General features: G+C 74.1%; 16 protein-coding genes and 1 pseudogene. 5 read left to right on the top strand and 12 right to left on the bottom strand.

Features of this window, described 5'->3' with window-relative positions; genetic code table 11:
- Positions 1–83: 83 nt before the first annotated feature.
- Together ACWEKM_RS05245 and ACWEKM_RS05240 are read right to left on the bottom strand one after the other, a co-directional pair.
- Positions 84–1,016 carry a class I SAM-dependent methyltransferase gene (locus tag ACWEKM_RS05245; protein ID WP_451619791.1) on the bottom strand — a complete coding sequence of 311 codons (933 nt, stop codon included), beginning with the start codon at positions 1,014–1,016 and terminating at the stop codon, positions 84–86.
- A 210-nt stretch (positions 1,017–1,226) separates the two neighbouring features.
- Positions 1,227–1,532 carry a 4a-hydroxytetrahydrobiopterin dehydratase gene (locus ACWEKM_RS05240; protein WP_451619790.1) on the bottom strand — a complete coding sequence of 102 codons (306 nt, stop codon included), beginning with the start codon at positions 1,530–1,532 and terminating at the stop codon, positions 1,227–1,229.
- 374 nt (positions 1,533–1,906) lie between these two features.
- Between ACWEKM_RS05240 and ACWEKM_RS05235 the strand changes: the two genes are divergently transcribed.
- Positions 1,907–2,767, top strand: coding sequence for a helix-turn-helix domain-containing protein (locus tag ACWEKM_RS05235; RefSeq protein WP_451619789.1), 861 nt, complete (start codon positions 1,907–1,909; stop codon positions 2,765–2,767).
- 47 nt (positions 2,768–2,814) lie between these two features.
- On the opposite strand, the gene dnaK is transcribed toward ACWEKM_RS05235, so the two are convergent.
- The 4 genes from dnaK to ACWEKM_RS05215 form a co-directional block, all read right to left on the bottom strand.
- Complete coding sequence (dnaK, locus tag ACWEKM_RS05230; RefSeq protein WP_451619788.1) at positions 2,815–4,677, bottom strand: molecular chaperone DnaK; 1,863 nt, start codon at positions 4,675–4,677, stop codon at positions 2,815–2,817.
- 134 nt (positions 4,678–4,811) lie between these two features.
- Positions 4,812–5,237 (bottom strand): OsmC family protein, encoded by a 426-nt coding sequence (locus ACWEKM_RS05225; RefSeq protein WP_451619787.1) that lies wholly within the window; start codon positions 5,235–5,237, stop codon positions 4,812–4,814.
- A 647-nt stretch (positions 5,238–5,884) separates the two neighbouring features.
- Positions 5,885–7,966: a phage holin family protein gene (locus ACWEKM_RS05220; protein WP_451619786.1), complete on the bottom strand. Its 2,082-nt coding sequence runs from the start codon at positions 7,964–7,966 to the stop codon at positions 5,885–5,887.
- 109 nt (positions 7,967–8,075) lie between these two features.
- A complete protein-coding gene (locus tag ACWEKM_RS05215; protein WP_451619785.1) occupies positions 8,076–8,477 on the bottom strand; it encodes a hypothetical protein in 402 nt (133 codons plus the stop codon).
- An 84-nt stretch (positions 8,478–8,561) separates the two neighbouring features.
- On the opposite strand from ACWEKM_RS05215, the gene ACWEKM_RS05210 reads away from it, so the two are divergent.
- Both ACWEKM_RS05210 and ACWEKM_RS05205 read left to right on the top strand, forming a co-directional pair.
- Positions 8,562–9,335 carry an MBL fold metallo-hydrolase gene (locus tag ACWEKM_RS05210; RefSeq protein WP_451619784.1) on the top strand — a complete coding sequence of 258 codons (774 nt, stop codon included), beginning with the start codon at positions 8,562–8,564 and terminating at the stop codon, positions 9,333–9,335.
- A complete protein-coding gene (locus ACWEKM_RS05205; protein ID WP_451619783.1) occupies positions 9,332–9,982 on the top strand; it encodes a DedA family protein in 651 nt (216 codons plus the stop codon). Before ACWEKM_RS05210 ends, ACWEKM_RS05205 begins: the two co-directional genes overlap by 4 nt.
- Positions 9,983–10,240: 258 nt before the next feature.
- Here the strand turns inward: ACWEKM_RS05205 and ACWEKM_RS05200 are convergent.
- The 3 genes and pseudogenes from ACWEKM_RS05200 to ACWEKM_RS05190 all read right to left on the bottom strand — a co-directional run bounded on the left by ACWEKM_RS05200 (position 10,241) and on the right by ACWEKM_RS05190 (position 13,716).
- Positions 10,241–11,319 (bottom strand): annotated as a pseudogene (locus ACWEKM_RS05200) (MBL fold metallo-hydrolase).
- Positions 11,316–12,563 carry an aminotransferase class I/II-fold pyridoxal phosphate-dependent enzyme gene (locus tag ACWEKM_RS05195; RefSeq protein ID WP_451619782.1) on the bottom strand — a complete coding sequence of 416 codons (1,248 nt, stop codon included), beginning with the start codon at positions 12,561–12,563 and terminating at the stop codon, positions 11,316–11,318. Before ACWEKM_RS05195 ends, ACWEKM_RS05200 begins: the two are co-directional and overlap by 4 nt.
- Before the next feature lie 166 nt (positions 12,564–12,729).
- Positions 12,730–13,716: a hypothetical protein gene (locus ACWEKM_RS05190; protein WP_451619781.1), complete on the bottom strand. Its 987-nt coding sequence runs from the start codon at positions 13,714–13,716 to the stop codon at positions 12,730–12,732.
- Positions 13,717–13,968: 252 nt separating this feature from the next.
- Here ACWEKM_RS05190 and ACWEKM_RS05185 point away from each other — a divergent pair, with 252 nt between their 5' ends.
- Positions 13,969–14,352 (top strand): DUF2795 domain-containing protein, encoded by a 384-nt coding sequence (locus ACWEKM_RS05185; protein ID WP_451619780.1) that lies wholly within the window; start codon positions 13,969–13,971, stop codon positions 14,350–14,352.
- A gap of 48 nt (positions 14,353–14,400) precedes the next feature.
- On the opposite strand, the gene ACWEKM_RS05180 is transcribed toward ACWEKM_RS05185, so the two are convergent.
- The 3 genes from ACWEKM_RS05180 to ACWEKM_RS05170 form a co-directional block, all read right to left on the bottom strand.
- A complete protein-coding gene (locus ACWEKM_RS05180; RefSeq protein WP_451619779.1) occupies positions 14,401–14,658 on the bottom strand; it encodes a DUF6158 family protein in 258 nt (85 codons plus the stop codon).
- Positions 14,659–14,906: 248 nt separating this feature from the next.
- Complete coding sequence (locus ACWEKM_RS05175) at positions 14,907–16,526, bottom strand: ABC-F family ATP-binding cassette domain-containing protein (protein ID WP_451619778.1); 1,620 nt, start codon at positions 16,524–16,526, stop codon at positions 14,907–14,909.
- Positions 16,527–16,568: 42 nt separating this feature from the next.
- Positions 16,569–17,318: a histidine phosphatase family protein gene (locus tag ACWEKM_RS05170; RefSeq protein ID WP_451619777.1), complete on the bottom strand. Its 750-nt coding sequence runs from the start codon at positions 17,316–17,318 to the stop codon at positions 16,569–16,571.
- 408 nt (positions 17,319–17,726) lie between these two features.
- Between ACWEKM_RS05170 and ACWEKM_RS05165 the strand changes: the two genes are divergently transcribed.
- On the top strand, positions 17,727–18,557 hold the full coding sequence (locus ACWEKM_RS05165; protein ID WP_451619776.1) for a methyltransferase domain-containing protein: 831 nt from the start codon (positions 17,727–17,729) through the stop codon (positions 18,555–18,557).
- The last annotated feature ends 194 nt before the right edge of the window (positions 18,558–18,751 follow it).

Genomic DNA, 18,751 nt, shown 5'->3' with positions numbered 1-18,751 from the left:
AAGGGGCGCGAGGAACTGCGCGACCAGCCACCACGGCGCCGCAGCCGACCGACGGCACATCACACCCCCACCCAGCGGAGCGCCTAGGCGGGACGCGTGGCCGTGTAGACCGTCTGGGCGGAGAGCAGGAACACATCCGGGCGGCGGTGGACGCTCGCGGGGTCGGACGGGTCGAGGAGGCGGTCGAGGACGGCGCGGTCGTCGGCGTCGATTCCATCGGCGTCGATACCGTCGGGGACGACATCGCGCAGTCGGCCCAGGGTCGCGGCGGCATGGGCGCGGACCTGGTCGGACGCCGGGGCGGGCAGGTCCAGCAGAAAGCTGCGGGTGCGGGTGTGCTTCAGGCCCACGGAGGTGAGCAGGGCCGGCCAGTGCTCGGTCTCGGCGGCGCTGCCCGGCAGGTCGGCCCGCATCCGGGTGAACCACTCCTCCTGCACGGCGTCGAGTCTGGCCTGCAGTCCGGGCCGCCCGATGCCGATGTCCCTGGGCAGGAACCGGCTGGGCAGGCCGCCCTCCAGCAGGGCCAGCGTGCCGCCCGGTGCCAGCCGGGCGGCGAAGGCGGCGAGCGCGGCGCGCTGGTCGCCGAGGTGATGCAGGCTGTGGCCGGCCCACAGCAGATCCGCCGGGTAGGGCAACTCGTCCAGCACGCCGGGCAGTTCACCGGCGAGGGTGTCGAGGCGGTCGGCGACGCCCTGCCGGGCGGCCCGGGCGCGGGCCCGTTCCAGGAGCGGCTCGGAGCCGTCCACCGCCAGCACCCGGGCGCCCGGGAACGCGTCGGCGAACCGGCACGACACGACGCCGGGGCCGCTGCCGGCGTCGACGATCAGCCCGGGCTCGGGGGCCTCCTGGGCGAGCCAGGCCATGGTCTCCTCGTACACGGGCGCGGACAGCTCCGCCTGTGTCTCCAGCATCGAGGCCATCTGGGACCAGTCGATGTCCGCCCCCTGCTGCCCGTGCGCATGGCCGTGGCCGTGACGGTGCTCGTGGGCGTGCTGGTCGTGGTGTCGGTGCGCCATGCTGGTAAACCTCTCGTCCGGATGCGCCCAGCCTGCGCCGACGCACACCACGGGGGCCAGTCCTGTTGCCGGTGCGGCAAAAACGGGACGGCGGCGCGCGGGGAGGTGTGCGTACCGTCGGGCCGGTCCCCGCAGGGAACCGGCCCGACGGGCGGTCCTCGCGTCACGGCAGCGGCGGGCAGCTCAGGTCGCCCCGGTCGAGCACGTACCTCAGCGTGCTCCGTGGCCTGGGGCGAGTTCCTCCACCCGATGGGCGAGTGCGAAGTCCTTCGCGGTGACGGCGCCGCCCGCGCTGTGCGTGTGCACGCTCAGCGACACCGAGTGGTAGCCGAGGGTGAGATCGGAGTGATGGTCCAGCTCGTCCTGGACCTGGGCGATGTGCACGACCATCGCGGCGGCGGCGACATGCGAGCCGAGCCGGTAGGAGCGGGTGATGCGGTCCCCGTGCAGCGACCAGCCCGGCAGCTCGGCCAGCCGGTCCTCGATCTCCTGCTGCGACAGCGCTTCGACGGCCATGGCCCGGCTCCCTTCGTGACGGTCCTACCCGTACCCACCGCTCGATCCGTGGCGGTCCCTCCCGTCCAGCCTGCCACGCCCGCGCCGCGCACTTCGTGCCGTCGATCGCCACGTTCACCACACCCACGGAGCCACGTTCACCACACCCACGCGTTCGCCACACCCTTGGAGCCACGTTCGCCACACGCACGGACCTGACCGTCGTCGAGCCGACGTGGAGACGTTTCTGCCCGCCGCTCCGGCAGCCGCCAAGTACCCGCACTCCCCCGGCGGGTTGACCGGAGTGTGACGCTTGCGTCACGCCCGACCCGTGTGCGGAACGGCATCGCGTGACACACTGCTCGCAGACATCGGCGCACAGGGGAGGACGTGGGGTGAGCGAGCGGCGGCCCGCGCCCACCGTGGGCCAGGTGGTGCTCGGCAAGCGGCTCCAGGAACTGCGGGAGGCGGCCGGGCTGAGTCGGGAGCAGGCCGCCAGGGTGCTACGGGTGGCACCGGCGACCGTGCGGCGGATGGAGACGGCCGAGGTCGCCCTGAAGATCCCCTATGTGCAGATGCTCCTCACCACGTACGGCGTGCCCGAGCAGGAGGCCGCCGCGTTCGTCCAGCTCGCCGAGGAGGCCAACCGGCCGGGCTGGTGGCAGCGGTTCCACGACGTGCTGCCGGACTGGTTCAGCATGTATGTCTCCCTGGAGGGCGCCGCCCAGATCATCCGCTCCTACGAACCGCACTTCGTACCCGGCCTGCTGCAGACCGAGGAGTACGCGCACGCCGTGCTGACGGCCGGGACCCTCGGCCCGACCGGGCCGGACACCATCGAGCGCCATGTCTCGCTGCGCATGGCCCGGCAGCAGTTGCTGGAGCGGGACAACCCTCCCCACCTGTGGGTGATCATGGACGAGACGGTGCTGCGGCGGCCGGTGGGGCGCGCCGAGGTGATGCGCGAGCAGCTGGACAAACTGCTGGAGTACTCCGCCCGGGACCGGGTCACGCTCCAGCTTGCCGAGTTCGCGGCCGGCCCGCACCCGGGGACGTACGCGCCCTTCACGCTGTTCCGGTTCGCCGAGCCCGAACTGCCCGACATGGTGTTCACCGAGTACCTGACCGGAGCCCTCTACCTGGACTCCCGCAAAGAGGTCTCGCTGCACCTGGAGGTCCTCGACCATATGACGGCACACGCCGCGTCCGGCCAGCGCACCGAGAAGATCCTGCGGGAGTACCGCGAGAACCTCTGAGCCGATCCGGCCGTACGCCGTCCACCGCAGCCGGCTTTTTTGGGGAGCTAGGCGGCACCACCCTTGGCGTCCCGTTCCTCGTCGACGATCTCCGCGTCGACCACGTCCTCCTCGTCCGCCGGGGCAGTGGGTCCCGTGCTCTGTGTGCGGGGCTGTTGCCCGGCCTGCGCGTACATCGTCTGGCCCATGCGCTGGCTGACCGAGGCCAGCTTCTCCACTCCGATGCGCAGGGCGGCCGTGTCGGCGTTCTGTTCCAGCAGGGCCTTCAGCTCCGCCGTCGCCGTCCCGACCTCGGCCCTGGTGTCGGCGGGCACCCGGTCCTCGTTGTCCCGGATGAACTTCTCCGTCTGGTAGACGAGCTGTTCGGCCTGGTTACGGGTCTCCGCGGCCTCGCGGCGCCTGCGGTCCTCCTCCGCGTACTGCTCGGCCTCCCGCATCATCCGGTCGATGTCGTCCTTGGGGAGGGCGGAACCGCCTGTCACGGTCATCTTCTGCTCGCGTCCGGTGGCCAGGTCCTTCGCCGACACATGCATGATGCCGTTGGCGTCGATGTCGAAGGCCACCTCGATCTGCGGCACTCCGCGCGGGGCGGGCGGCAGTCCGGTCAGATCGAAGACGCCCAGCTTCTTGTTGTACGCGGCGATCTCCCGCTCGCCCTGGTAGACCTGGATGCCCACCGAGGGCTGGTTGTCGTCGGCCGTGGTGAAGATCTCCGAACGGCGCGTCGGAATGGTCGTGTTGCGTTCGATGAGCTTCGTCATGATGCCGCCCTTGGTCTCGATGCCCAGGGACAGCGGGGTCACATCGAGCAGCAGCACGTCCTTGACGTCGCCGCGGATCACCCCGGCCTGCAAGGTGGCGCCGACCGCCACCACCTCGTCGGGGTTGACGCCCTTGTGCGGGTCCTTGCCGGTGAGTTGCCTGACCAGGTCGGTGACGGCGGGCATCCGGGTGGAGCCGCCGACCAGGATGACGTGGTCGATGGCGGAGAGCTTCACCCCGGCGTCCTTGACGGCCTGGTGGAAGGGGGTCTTGCAGCGGTCGAGCAGATCGGCGGTGAGTTCCTGGAACTGGGCGCGGGTCAGCTTCTCCTCCAGGTGCAGCGGGCCCGCGGCGGACGCCGTGATGTAGGGCAGGTTGATGCTGGTCTCGGAGGAGGACGACAGCTCGATCTTGGCCTTCTCGGCGCCCTCGCGCAGCCGTTGCAGCGCCATCTTGTCGGCGGCGAGGTCGATGCCGTTCTGCCCCTTGAACTTCTTGACCAGGAATTCGACGATCCGCTGGTCCCAGTCGTCGCCGCCGAGGTGGGTATCCCCGTTGGTGGCCTTCACCTCGATGACGCCGTCGCCGATCTCCAGGAGGGAGACGTCGAAGGTGCCGCCGCCGAGGTCGAAGACGAGGACGGTCTGCTCCTCGCCGCGATCGAGGCCGTAGGCGAGGGCGGCGGCCGTCGGCTCGTTGATGATCCGCAGCACCTTCAGGCCGGCGATCTCCCCGGCCTCCTTGGTCGCCTGCCGCTGCGCGTCGTCGAAGTACGCCGGTACGGTGATCACCGCGTCCGTGACGTCCTCGCCGAGATATGCCTCGGCGTCCCGCTTCAGTTTCTGGAGCACCCGCGCCGACAGCTCCTGGGCCCGGTAGCGGGTGCCGTCGACGGAGCCGCTGTCCGGGAAACGCCAGGCCGCGTCGCCCATGTGCCGCTTCACGGAGCGCGCGGTGCGCTCGATGTTCGTCACGGCCTGCCGTTTGGCGACCTCGCCGACCAGCACCTCGCCGTTCTTGGCGAAGGCCACGACCGACGGTGTGGTCCTCGCGCCCTCGGCGTTGGCCATGACGGTGGGCTCACCGCCTTCCAGAACGGCCACCACCGAGTTCGTCGTACCGAGATCGATTCCGACCGCGCGTGCCATCTCCGTCCCCTTCCGCCCGGGCGTGCCCCGAATCCAGCACAAAACCTGAGTGGGCCGTTGTCAATGCCGGGTACCCCGGAAACGGGCGGTGCCGCGCCCCGGCAGAGGGACGCGGCACCGTGGAGCGCGGCGGGTCAGGCCAGCTTCGCCGACAGCGTGATGGTCGTGCCGGCCAGGGCCTGGCTGACGGGGCAGTTCTTCTTGGCGCCCTCGGCGGCTGCGACGAAGGCGTCGTTGTCGAGCCCGGGGACCGTGCCCTCGACGGTCAGGTGGATCCCGGTGATGCCCTCACCCGGCTGGAAGGTCACATCGGCCGAGGTGACCAGCTTGGTGGGCGGGGTGCCGGCGCCGGTCAGGCCGTGCGACAGGGCCATGGAGAAGCAGCTGGAGTGGGCGGCGGCGATCAGCTCCTCCGGGCTGGTCTTGCCGTTCGCCTGCTCGGCGCGCGACGGCCACGACACCGGCTGCTCGCCGATGCCGGAGGAGTCGAAGGTGACGACGCCATTGCCCTCCAGCAGGTTGCCTTCCCAGACAGTGTGTGCGGTGCGCGTGGTAGCCACGATTGTTCCTTTCACGTGTGGTCCCGGTGACGGGCGCCCCCTTCCCGGCGTGGGCCGGGGGAGAGTTCCGGACCCATCCGATCACATCCGCGCTCGGCGCACCTCGAAGACCCCAACCCCGCCGAGCACCCCAACCCCGCCGAGCCACGCCGCGCATTGCGCACTGCGCGCTGCCTTCGCCCATGACCGACCCACTCCGGTCGACGTCGTCACCGACCCCGCCCCGCGCGCCGTCCCGCCGAAGACCACCGCCGGGCAGACGCGGGCGGTGCGGCCGGCCGCCGCCAACGGTCTGCGCTCCCACGGCACCGGCCGCCAAGCGGCGGGGGCAGGGTGGCCGCCGCCTCGGCGGCGGGCACGCCGCCGAGGCGAAGGCCCGCGGGCAGCGTGGACACGCGCCCGTCGCTCCGCCGCCGACCCCCGGGCAGGGTCCGCACATCCGCCCAGGGCGCGCCGCCCCCGTGCTCACCGGCTTCGCGCCGTCCGCGAGCCGGACGGTCGCGACCGGAGGCGTCGGCCGGATGGATCACGTGGCGCGAGCCGACCCGCGCATCGTTTGGCGCCCGGTCACGCGGGTCGTACGGGTCGTGCGCAGGGTGCGGACGCGGGCGCGGGCGCGGACGAACGTCCCGGCACACCGCCGGTGTTCAGGCCACCCGCCGGTCGGGCTCCGTCGCCGGGAGGGGCACCTGGGGGCCGTTGGACTCCTCCAGCCAGCGGCGCAGCACCTGGTGGAGGTGTTCGGCGCCGACCAGGGGGCGTCCGTCGTCGGCCGGCGCGGACAGCGCGACGGGCGACAGCAGGAACGGCCGGGCCTGGGCGCCGCCGAGCCCGCCGTGCGAGCCGATCTGCTCCTCGAAGGCGAGGACTTCGCCGTCGGCCGGATCGTACGCGGAGTTGACCATGATGTCGGCGGTGTGCGGAAAGGAGTGGGTGCGGCGCACGGCGTCGGCGGCGCCGGGCCCGAACCGGGCCAGCGGGCCCGGCTCCTCGTCGAGCCGGTCCAGCGGGATCTCCGCGCCGTACGCGCCGAGGACCACCCCGCCGTGCTCCGCGCTGCGCACCAGCAGGAAGCCGATGCCCGGGTGGTTGGCGAGCGTGCCGAGCAGAGCGGGGTGACGGGCGTCGATCTCCTCCTTGGTCATGCGGTGCGGCACGTCCGGGAAGGAGACCAGGCCGAGATTGCCGGAGGCGAGCACGATCGGCTCGAAGCGGCGCCGCGCGGGCCGGTGCCGCTCGCCGCCCTCCTCGACCGGGCGGCGCAGGGCCGCGCGCACGGCCGCGCGCGCCTCCGCGCCACTGTGGGTACGTTCGGCATGGCGGGGCACGTGCAGCCCGCACCCGGCCCGGACCAGATCGCCGAGGGTGAGGCCGTAGCGGGCGCGGAAGGTCTCGCCGGGGCTCTGACCGTGGTCGGACAGGACGACGATCCGGTAGGTGCGCGGGGCGTGCTCGGCGACCTTCTCGATCAGCGCGAGCGAGCGGTCCAGGCGGTGCAGCACCTTCGCGGCGTCCTGGCTGTGCGGCCCGGAGTGGTGGGCCACCTCGTCGTAGGCGACCAGGTCGGCGTAGACGGCGGTGCGGCCGACGAGCATGTCGCCCACCACCGCGGCGACCACGACGTCCCGCTCGACCACGGTGGCGAAGGCACGCACGAACGGGTAGAGGCCGCCGCGCCCCACGCGTGGCCGCTGCCCGCGGATCCGGGCCCGGCTGGACTGGACGATCTCGCGGCCGGCCTCCGCGCAGAAGGACAGGGCGGTGCGCACGGCGTTGGCCGGGTCGGAGAAGTAGGCGAAGTAGCCGGCCCGGGAGCGGTTCTCGCGGCCGCGGCGGCGGGCCGCGATGGACAGCACCAGGGCCTGTTCGCCGGCGCCGCCGCTGAACAGGTTGCCGCGGCTCGCGCCGTCCACGCCGAGCAGTCCGCGGTCAACGGTGCGTGCGACGGCCCGGCGCTGGAGTTCGGCGGCGCTGGTCGGCCGGTTGCAGACCATCACCTCGCGCCGGTCCTTCTCGTACCAGCGGAAGGCCGGGACGTCGAAGGTGCTGCCGTGCAGGATGCCGAGTTGGCTGGCGCCGGTCTGGCTGGACCAGTCGGTGCGCCAGGGGGTGAGCCGGTGCGTGGGGGCCTGCCCGTCGCCCGCGCCCAGCCAGCGGCCCACGGTCGGCATCAGCCCGTCGCCCACGGCCTCCGTCAGCACGTCGTGGCCGACGCCGTCGAACTGGATGAAGACGGTGCCGGGGGAGGCCGCGCACGGCGGCCGGGAGCGGCGGCGGCGGTCGGCGAGCCGGTAGAGGCGGCGGCGGTAGGCGTCGTCGTCCCGGACGGCCAGCGCGGCTCCGGTGGCGGAGGCGACGGCGGACATCACGGCGGCCACGATGACGGCGGTCTCGGGGGCCACCGCGCCCCGGCCGGTCGGGTTGATGCGCAGCGCGACCAGCAGGAGCGAACCGTTGAGGAAGAAGACGAGCAGCCCGAGCACGAGCGCGGGCACGAGCAGCAGCAGTCGGACGAGGGCGGGCCAGACGACCGCCGACAGCACGCCGAAGGCGCCCGCGCCGAGCGCGGCGGTGACGGCGATGCGGGTGGCGCTGTCGCCGTCGGCGGACTGGAGCTGGAAGTCGGGCAGGATCCCGGCGAGCACCAGCATGGTGAGCGTGGAGACCGCCCACACCGTGACGCTCCGCCCGACCTGACTGGCTATTCGCCGCCACTGCCCGCCACGCACTCCCCGTACACCTCACGTCCCGGCCCGCCGCCGGCGCGGGCCTGTCCGCCCCACCTTGTCACACGGCCCGGCCGGACGGCGTGCGGCCGGGTCCGGCGCGACGGGGCGGCTACCGTCCGTCGTACCCGGCGGTGGGCATGGACAGCCTTCGGTGCACCCGGGCCTTCATCTGCGCGTCGTACCGCGGTTCCGCCCGGCCCACGGTCTCGACCCGCACCTCGCGCCGCGCGCACTCCGCGGTGAACTGCTCGACCGAGGACAGCGCGCTCTCCAGCACCCGGCGGCTCGGCGCCACGAACAGGTCCACCCCGGGCCGCACCCCGTCCCACAGCACGTCGTGGTCGGGCCTGAGCCCGCACACCAGCAGTTCCCGGGCGACGACGTAACCGTGCTCAGCGGCCCAGCGCGCGCACATCGCGTGCTGGCTGCGGGAGTCCACGAGGAAGGGATCGTCCTCCAGTTCCTCCAGCGGCGTCAGACTCGCGATCGCCGTGACCCGAACCGGTCCCATGGAGCCCCCCTCACCTCCGGGTTTCCCCGCCGACCCTACTCCTGCCCGTAGGCTTCGGGGAGTCGCGCGAAGGAGGCGAAGAAGGTGCCGGTGGAGGTCACCTGGTGGGGTCACGCCACCTGCACGATCGAGGATTCGGGCATGCGTGTGCTCACCGATCCCCTGTTCGCGCGGCGGCTCGCGCACCTGCGGCGGCGCCGGGGCGCGCTGCCGCCGCCGGACGCCCACCGCGCGGACGTGGTGCTCGTCTCGCATCTGCACGCCGACCATCTGCACCTCCCCTCGCTGTCCCGGCTCGCCCCGGGCACGCACCTGCTCGTGCCCCGCGGCGCGCCACGCGCGGTTCCCGGACTGCGCCGGCTCGGCGGGCTGCGGGTCACCGAACTGGCGCCCGGTGACGAGATCGCGGTCGGCGACCTCGTCGTGCGCGCGGTGCCCGCGCGGCACGACGGCCGCCGGCTGCCGGTCGGCCCGCGCCGCTCCCCCGCGCTCGGATATGTCGTCGAGGGCGAGGCCCGCACCTACTTCGCCGGGGACACCGGCCTGTTCGACTCGATGGCCGAGGAGGTCGGACCGGTGGACGTGGCCCTGCTGCCGGTGGGCGGCTGGGGACCGTACCTCGGCGAGGGGCATCTGGACGCCGGGCGGGCCGCGCGGGCGCTCGCCGCTCTCGCGCCGCGCAGCGCGGTGCCGGTGCACTACGGGACGTACTGGCCCATCGGCATGGATGCCGTGCGCCCCCATGAGTTCCATGCGCCGGGCGACGAGTTCGTGCGCCTCGCCGCCGCGGCCGCGCCGGGCGTGGCGGTGCACAGGCTCCGGCACGGGGAGGGCGTACGGCTGGAGGTCGCGAGGTGAACTGGCTCGCCGCCGCGACGACGAACGCGCCGCCGGAGTCCACCCAGCAGGCGATCGGTTATCCGACGCTGTTCCTGCTGGTGCTGATCGGTGCGCTGGTGCCGGTGGTGCCGACCGGGGCGCTGGTGAGTTCGGCGGCCGTGGTGGCCTTCCACCAGACGGCGCCGTTCGCGCCGGCACTGGTGCTGGTGACGGCGTCGCTGGCCGCGTTCCTGGGGGACGTGGCGTTGTACTGGCTGGGGCGGCGCGGAATGGGTTCGAAGAACGGCTCGCGCTGGCTGGAGGCGATCCGGGCGCGGGCCCCCGAGGACCGGCTGGCCCAGGCGCAGGACAAGCTGGCCGGCCACGGGGTGACGGTGCTCGTGCTGTCCCGGCTGGTCCCGGCGGGCCGCATACCGGTGATGCTGGCCTGTCTGCTGGCGAAGTGGCCGCTGCGCCGCTTCGCCCGCGGCAATGCGCCGGCCTGTCTGGCCTGGGCGGTGACGTATCAACTGATCGGCATCGTCGGCGGTTCGCTGTTCAGCGAGCCCTGGGAGGGTGTGGTCGCGGCGGTCGCGTTGACCGTGGCGATCGGCGCGACGCCGAACGTGTGGCGCCGGGTGCGCGGGACGACCCGCTCCCAGGCGGACACCCGCGGCCCCGTCTGAGCCGACGGGCCGACACCGAGGTCCGCGAGGTCTGCGGCGGTCCGACCGCCCCCACCCCACGCACACAGGGACGCAAGCCGGGGCCGTATCGGCGTACGACTCCGCCGCGGTCGGGATCTCCCCGGCCAGGGACGCGGCCGAGAGCCTGGGGGCGGCCGCCGGCCATGAGGCCGTCGCGGACGACGACGACACGGCGCGGTCCGTCCGGCGCGGCCCGTCCTGGGGGCACGGCACGGCGTGGCCCGTCCGGCGGGGCACTCAGACGAGCACCCGGGAGCCGCCCACCGGCAGGTCCCACAGGTCCTCGCGGTCCAGGCCCGCCCGCTGCCACTCCGCGCGTACCCGGGTGAGCGGTTCGAGGACGGGCTCGGCGGAGAGGACGAACGTGCCCCAGTGCATGGGGGCCATGCGGCGGGCGCCCAGGTCCCGGGCGGCGCGCACCGCCTCCTCCGGGTCGCAGTGCACATCGCTGAGCCACCAGCGCGGGTCATAGGCGCCGATGGGCAGCAGGGCGAGGTCGATGCCCGGGTAGCGGCGGCCGATCCGGGAGAACCAGTGGCCGTAGCCGGTGTCGCCCGCGAAGTAGATCCGCTGTCCGTCCGGGTCGGTGAGCACCCAACCGCCCCACAGGGTGCGGCAGGTGTCGGTCAGGCTGCGCTTGGACCAGTGGTGGGCGGGCACGAAGTCGAAGCGGACACCGGACAGTTCCGCCGCCTCCCACCAGTCCAGCTCGGTCACGGTGGTGAACCGGCGGCGCCGGAACCAGCCACCGAGCCCCGCGGGCACGAACACCGGGGTATCGCGCGGGAGTCGGCGCAGCGTCGGGGCGTCCAGGTGGTCGTAGTGGTTGTGACTGATCACCACGGCGTCGACCCGCGGCAGCGCGTTCCAGGCGAGGCCCACCGGGGTGATGCGGGCCGGGGTGCCGAGGATGCGGCGGGACCACACGGGGTCGGTGAGGACGGTCAGGCCGCCGATCCGGACCACCCAACTGGCGTGCCCGGCCCAGCTGATGGCGACCGTGCGGGTGTCGACGCGGGGCAGCGGGCCCGGTTCGCAGGGCAGCCGCGAGATGTCCGTCAGGCCCTCGGGCGCGGGCCGTACGAGCCCTCGCGGGCGAAGCGGGCGAGGGCTTTGAGGCCGGGCAGGGGCGCGGTGAGCCGGTCGTGGAAGGTGCGTGGCCAGAACCGGCGTTCGCGCAGCGGACGGGGTCCGGCGAGCGGCGGGCACGGGGGCGCGAAGGCGGCCGGGGCGGAGGCGGCCGGGGCGGAGGCGCCGGCTTTCCTGGTCGTCGTGGTCGTGGCGGCTGACCCGGAGTGCGGCGTCTGCTGCGTCATCGAGGAGGCTCCCATCGCTGAGCGTCGTCGCGGAGATCGTCGAAGACCGACCTCAAGGAGATCAACGCGCGTTGCACGTGTGGCAGTTCCCATGGCTCGGGGGACGTGAGGCATTCCGCGCGTTCCTCGTCCGTGCCGTCCAGCAGCGGCCCGGTGGACAGCCGTACCCGCAGCGCCCCGAGGTCGTCGCCGAACCGGTGGCCGCCGGGCGCGGGCATGCCGAGCCGGGCGGTGAGGAAGTCCTCCAACTCCTGTGCGTCGCCGACGCCGTGCGCGCCCAGCGCGGGGCGCAGCGGGCCGAGGTCGACATACAGGTGGCGTCCGGCCTGCGGCGGGCGGGCCACGGCGCCCGCCGCGACCACGGCGGCGTGCGCGGCCGCGGCCACGCGCGCGTGCAGGCGCACGGCGGTGTCACGGCGTACGGCGACCGGCTCGGGCTCGTCGAGCGCGTATGCGGCGGCGGCCGCGACCGGGCCGGCGACGGTGGCGCCCAGCGCGGTCAGCACGTCGAGCACGCGCGCGTGCAGCGCTTGCCCCGCCGGGCCCTCCGGGAAGCGGGCGACGGCGGCGGGCCAGCCCGGCGGCAGCAGGGCGCCCGCGAGGTCGGTGACGACGGTGACCCGGTCCGGCAGCATCTCGGCCGGGCTGAGCAGCACGGTCTCGCGCGGGGCGTGCAGCGTGTCCCGCCAGGTCTCGTCGCTGATCAGGTGCAGCCCCTCGCCCTGTGCCGCCTCGACCGTTTCATGCACCAGTTCGGGCGGGGCGACGGTGGCGGTCGGGTCGTCGGCGACGGAGAGCACGAGCAGCCGCGGGTCCCCGCCCTCGGCGCGGACCCGGCGGACCGTCTCCAGCAGCGCGGCCGAGTCCGGGACGCCGCCGCACTCGGCCGGCGTCGCCACATGGAACGCGGGCCGGCCCAGCAGGCGCGCGTACGGCGCCCACCAGGCGGCGCAGGGCCGCGGCACCAGCACGTCGCCGCCGAGCACGGCGGTCAGCGCGAGCAGCAGGGACGGCGCCCCGGGGGCGGCGGCGACGCGGTCACGGCCGGCCGGCAGGCCGCGCCGCGCCCAGTAGCCGCCGGCCGCGTCGAGAAGCCCGGCGGTGCCGCCGACCGGCTCGGCCCCGGCGTGGCGGGCCTGGGCGGCGAGCACGTCGGCGAGCGCGGGCAGGACGGGCAGCCCGTCGCCGGGCAGGGTCGGCCCGTACCGGACGGGGCCGTGGCCCTCGGGGTCCGTCCGCCGCATCTCCGCCTCCGCGCAGTCCGTGGTGCCGTGTCGGGTCCGTATACGGTCCGGTCCGTCCTCCTCGCCCACGTGCCCCGCCGTTCGCCTCCGCCCGCCCGTCTTCGTCGCCTCTGCTTCGTCCTCTGCGTCCTCTCCGTCCGTCGTCGAGTCGGTGTTGAACCCGGCGTCAGTCGTCCATGTCGTGCCTGCGGCGCCACAGCCGGTGCACGGCGGCGCCGAACGCACCCGCGATCAGCACCCCGCCGGCGACCAGGGCCGGGACGGAATCGTTGAACGTACCTCCTTCCCCCGCGTTCACGCCGTAGTCGGCGTCGGCCGGGTCGCAGGAGGACCCGCCCCGCGGTTCGGTGCAGGTGCGCCCGTCACCGCACGGCTCGGCGGCCCCGCACGCGTGCGTGCCGCCGTCGTACGAACCTGCGTCGTGCGAACCCGCGTCGGGAGGGTCGACGGCGTGCGTGCCGCCCCCGTGGGTGTCCGTGCCGTGACCGTCCGTGCCGGGCGCGTCCGAGTGGGGCGTGTCGTTGTACGGCGGGTCTGCGCCGGGCCGGTCCGTGTACGGCGTGTCCGTCCCGCGCGCGTCGGGCCGATCCGTGTACGGCGTGTCCGTGCCACGCGCGTCGGGCCGATCCGTGCCGGGGATCCCCGGCACGGGCGGGTCCGTGCCGGGGATTCCGGCGTCGGGGACGCCTGCCTCGTCCCTGCCGGTGCCGGTGCCGGCGGTCCCGTCCGTGCCGGTCCCGTCCCTGCCGGTGGCCTCGCCGGTGTCGGGCGGGCGGACCTCGCTCTCCCGGGGCACGCCGGACCCGGTCCCCGGCGCCCGCTCCGGCGTGCCGGTCCCGTCCGGGCAGTCCGCGCCGGGCGCCCCCGGGGCATCCGGCCCGGCCGCGCCGGGATCGGTTTCGGCGCGCAGGCCGGTCGTGAGGGGCGCGCTGTCGCGGGTGCCGGGAGTGGCGGGGGTGCCGGAGGTGCCGGGAGTGTCCGGGGCGGTCCCACCGCTGGAGGCGGGGCACGGCACCGACACGGTGATCGTGCCGTCGGGCCGGACGGGACCCGGGGCGGCCTCGGCGGCCAGTGCCGCGGACGTGGCAGAGGCGGTGCCCGCGGCCAAGCCGGTCAGGGCGGCCACGGCGAGGGCACGGGCGGTGCGGCGCATGAGCGGGCTCCTTGGAAGCGACGGCTGCGGGAGCACGGCGGCCGTGTCCCGGCGGGCGGAGCACGGTGGTCGTGCCCCGCAGCCATCACAGCCCGCCGGGCCGCGCGCCGCGCGCGGCCGGACCCCATTAGCGGGAAGCGAGCGTCCGCCCGGGTGATCCGGCCGCCCGGCGCCGGTTCACCGCCGAAACCGTGTGTCGGCCGCCCGTCACCGGGTACACGGTGCGCACCCTTGGAAGATCTGGAGGGAGACATGCAGCGAGGCAGTGACCGGCTCAGCGTCCACCGGGACGACGAGATGAAGCACGAGCTGAAGGACCTGCTCAGGTCCGGGCACCCGACCCGCACCGAGGAGTGGTACGACCCGGAGCCCGCCGCCGAGGACGACCCGGAGATCTGGCGCCGCCGGGTGGCGCCGGGAAGCGGCGGCAGGACCTCGCTGGAATCGGTGCGGCTGGAGCTGGCCCGGCTCCTGGGGCGCGGTCTGTTCCCGGCCGGTCCGGGCGAGCTGTCGAACGTCCTGCGCCACGGGCGCGCGCCCGACGACCTGATCCAGGCGGTACGACGGCTGCCGCGGTCGGCGCGTTACGCCAACGTCCAGGAGCTGGCCGAGGCGATGACCGTCGAACGACGCTGACGGGTCGTCACCGTACGCGAGGCGGCTCCGCCGGGTTCCGCGCGCCGCTCAGCCGGCGGGGGTGCCGGGGGTCACGGTGCCCCCGCAGCCCCGCTCCCGCGCGCCCTCGCGGGTGCGGCCCGAGGCGATGAGCCGACGCGGGTTGCGGCGCAGATACTCCCCTTCGAGTTGCGCCATGCGCTCGTTGTGGGCGCGCAGCGCGTCGTTCGATCCGTACAGCAGCGTGTCGTGCCGCGTGCGGTGGATCGTCTCCAGCTCCTTCATGAGCTGCTGGTCGTCCAGCCGGTCCGGGTCGACTCCGGTCATGGTGTGCCCCGCTCGTCGGTGTCTCACATTCCTGAGTCCACTGTACGAACATCCAGCGGAGCCGCTAGGCCAGGCCGACCAGCGCCCCCAAAGGGGCGCGGGGCTGTATCGATATGCGGCTCCGCCGCGGTGGGGGTCCCCCCTGTTCGAGCGAAGCCGAGAACTTGGGGGAGCGACCAGCCACGAAGCCGCCGCAGACGAAAGACACCAGAAGCCAAACGGCGCCCCACGGCCCATCCGGCGGAGCCTCAACGTGGGCGTTCCACCCGCCGTTCGTCCCAGACCGGCTCCGGGGTCTCGCGCACCCGGCCGTCGCTGCCGAAGACCAGGTAGCGGTCGAAGGTGCGGGCGAACCAGCGGTCGTGGGTCACCGCCAGGACGCTGCCCTCGAATGCCTCCAGGCCCTCCTGGAGCGCCTCGGCGGACTCCAGGTCGAGGTTGTCGGTGGGCTCGTCCAGCAGCAGCGCGGTGGCACCGGCCAGCTCCAGCAGAAGGATCTGGAACCGGGCCTGCTGGCCGCCGGAGAGCCGGTCGAAGGACTGCTCGGCCTGGTTCGTCAGCTCGTAGCGGCGCAGCCGGGACATGGCGGCGCCCCGGTCCTGGGAGTGTTCCTTCCACAGGATGTCTAGCAGGGTGCGGCCGGCCAGCTCGGGGTGCGCGTGGGTCTGCGCGAAGTGGCCGGGTACGACCCGTGCGCCCAGCTTCCATGCCCCGGTGTGCGCCACCTCGTCGCCGGCGAGCAGGCGCAGGAAGTGCGACTTGCCGGATCCGTTGGAGCCGAGGACGGCGACCCGTTCGCCGTAGAAGACCTCCAGGTCGAAGGGTTTCATCAGGCCGGTCAGCTCAAGTCCCGCGCAGGTCACGGCCCGTACGCCGGTGCGGCCGCCCTTCAGCCGCATCCGGATGTCCTGCTCGCGCGGCGGCTCGGGCGGCGGTCCGGCCTCCTCGAACTTGCGCAGCCGGGTCTGGGCGGCCTGGTAGCGGGAGGCCAACTCATGGCTGATGCTGGCCGCCTGACGAAGGTTCAGCACCAGTTTCTTCAGCTGTGCGTGCTTCTCGTCCCAGCGCCTGCGCAACTCCTCGAAGCGGGCGAAGCGTTCGCGCCGGGCCTCGTGGTAGGTGGCGAAGCCGCCGCCGTGCACCCAGGCGTCGGCGCCCGCGGGACCGGGCTCTACGGAGACGATCTTCTCGGCGGCGCGGGCGAGGAGTTCACGGTCGTGGGAGACGAACAGGACCGTCTTGCGGGTCTCCCGCAGCCGTTCCTCCAGCCAGCGCTTGCCGGGCACGTCGAGATAGTTGTCGGGCTCGTCCAGCAGCAGCACCTCGTCGGTGCCGCGCAGCAGCGCCTCCAGCACGAGCCGCTTCTGCTCGCCGCCGGAGAGGGTGCGCACCTGCCGCCACTGGGCGCGCTCGTAGGGCACGCCGAGGGCGGCCGTGGTGCACATGTCCCACAGCGTCTCGGCCTCGTAGCCGCGCGCCTCCGCCCAGTCGGCGAGGGCCTGCGCATACCGGAGCTGGGCGGCCTCGTCGTCCACGGTCATGAGGGCGTGCTCGGCCTCGTCGACGGCCCGCGCCGCCTCGCGGATGCGCGGCGGGGCGACGGACACCAGCAGGTCGCGTACGGTCGTCTCGTCCCGTACGGACCCCACGAACTGGCGCATCACGCCGAGGCCGCCGGTCACCGTGACGGTGCCCGCGTGCGGTTTCAGCTCGCCGGAGATCAGCCGGAGCAGGGTGGTCTTGCCCGCGCCGTTGGGGCCGACCAGGGCGACGGCGGCGCCCTCGCCCACCCGGAAGGACACGTCGCCGAGCAGGGCCCTCCCGTCGGGGAGGTGGTATTCGAGGTGCGCGGCTTCCAGATGTCCCATGGGGAGGCATTCTGCGGGGCGCCCCCGACCTGCGGCAAACCCTTATCCCGCGGAGTCCGCGTCGGCGGGGTCGTCCGGCCCGGCGGCCCCGGGGCGCACCAGTCCCGCGTCGGCGGGGTCGTCCGGCCCGGCGGCTCCGGGGCGCACCGGCCGCGGCTCGCCGGTCGGGCCGCTCGCCCCGGCGGGCAGCACCAGGGCGCCCTCCCAGGACAGCGCCTTCCAGCCGTCGGCCGGTGTGCCCTCCAGGACCACCACGCCGGTGTTCTCCAGCGGGTGGGCGGCGACGAAGGGCACGTCGACGTTGTGCGCGCGGGCCGCGGTCCAGATGCGGATCGCCGCGCCGTGGCTGACCATGACGACGGTTCCGGCGCCGTCGGCGGCGGCTTCCGCGACCACCGCGTCGAACCGGGCCAGCGCCGCGGCGCCGGTCTCCGCGCCGGGCATGCGCAGCTCGGTGTCGCCGCCCGCCCAGGCGAACACCGTGGTCATGTACTCAAGACCCCGTTCGCTGTCGCCGGGGAGCATCTCCAGGTCGCCGGCGGACAGCTCGCGGATGCCGTCCCGGACCAGGACGTCGAGGCCACGGGCGGCGGCCAGCGGGGCGGCCGTCAGCTGGGCGCGGACCAGGGTGGAGGCGTAGACGGCCGCGATGTCCTCGTCGGCGAGCGCCTCGGGCAGGGCGGCGGCCTGCCGCTGTCCGAGGGGGGTGAGCCCCGGACCCGGCACGGTGGTGTCGAGCAGTCCCCCGATGTTGGAGGGGGTCTGGCCGTGCCGGATCAGGAGCAGCCGCATGCGGGGTTCCTCTCGCTCGATCGCCCCGTCGGCGGGCGGGAAACGACCGGTTCAGGGTACCCGCACCCGCAGGAGCCCAGATGTCGACCTCACCGCCCCGAGGCCGGGCCGACCCACCGAGCGGGCCTTTGCTGTTCGCCGCCTCCCTCGCCAGGCCGCTGACCCGCTCCCGGTGGAGAAGCTCCCGCGGGCGTTGGCCGCCCAGGGCGCTGCCGCCGATCGCCCCGCCCGTCCGCCTCATCCGCACCCTCCACATCTCCGCGTCGCCCAAACCGTCCGCGTCGCCGTCCGCATGATGAAACGCGGATCTCATTATTCGGTTGGCGCGCGTACGGTGATGCGTACCGCAGACCGGGGTCGCGGACACCGGTGTGCCGCTGCGGAGCGACGACGCGAAGGGGTAGAGCCATGCCGAAACCAGGAGAGACCGCCGTCTACACCCACGGGCACCACGAGTCGGTGCTGCGTTCGCACACCTGGCGGACCGCGGCCAACTCCGCTGCCTATCTGCTCGGTTCGATCAAGCCCCATATGAAGATCCTGGACATCGGCTGCGGTCCGGGGACGATCACCGCCGACCTGGCGGCACTGGTCCCCGAGGGGCATGTCACCGGTGTCGACCGGGCGCCGGACGTGCTGGACCTGGCCCGGGCCACGGCCGCCGAACGCGGTCTGGCCAACATCGACTTCACGGTGGCCGATGTCCACGCGCTGGACTTCCCGGACGACACGTTCTGCGTGGTCCACGCCCACCAGGTGCTCCAGCACGTCGGCGACCCGGTGCGGGCGCTGCGCGAGATGCACCGGGTCACCGCGCCCGGTGGGTTCATCGCCGTCCGCGACTCGGACTACGCGACGATGACCTGGTATCCGGCGCTGCCGGGCCTGGACTACTGGCTGGACCTGTACCACCGGGTGGCCCGCGCCAACGGCGGCGAACCGGACGCCGGGCGGCGCCTGAAGTCCTGGGCGCTGGCCGCGGGGCTGCGGGACATCACGGCTACGTCCGCCGGCTGGACGTTCGCCACGCCGCAGGAGCGGGCGTGGTGGAGCGGGCTGTGGGCGGAGCGGACCGTCGCCTCGTCGTACGCCGAGCGGGCCGTCCAGGGCGGTCACGCGACGGACGCGCAACTGCACGCCGTGGCCGAGGCATGGCGGGACTGGGGAGCGCGCGAGGACGGCTGGTTCGCGGTGCTGCACGGCGAGATCCTGTGCCGCAAGCAGGCCCGACCCGCCTGACCGGGGATTGCCCGCAGCGTTCCCCGGCGTACGGGCGCGGCCCGTCAGGCACGGTCGGGGCGCCACGGGGCCGGGCCCGATGCCCGCCCCCACGCGTTCCTGGCCCGCCCCCGCCCCTCCGCCCCGTACGCGTGCCTCATGTCCGGCTGACCCGGCCCGCCCTCGCCGCCGACCCGGACACATGGCTCACACAC

The organism is Streptomyces sp. NPDC004752, assembly GCF_053601275.1.
This window is presented reverse-complemented; position numbering and strand designations above follow the sequence as displayed.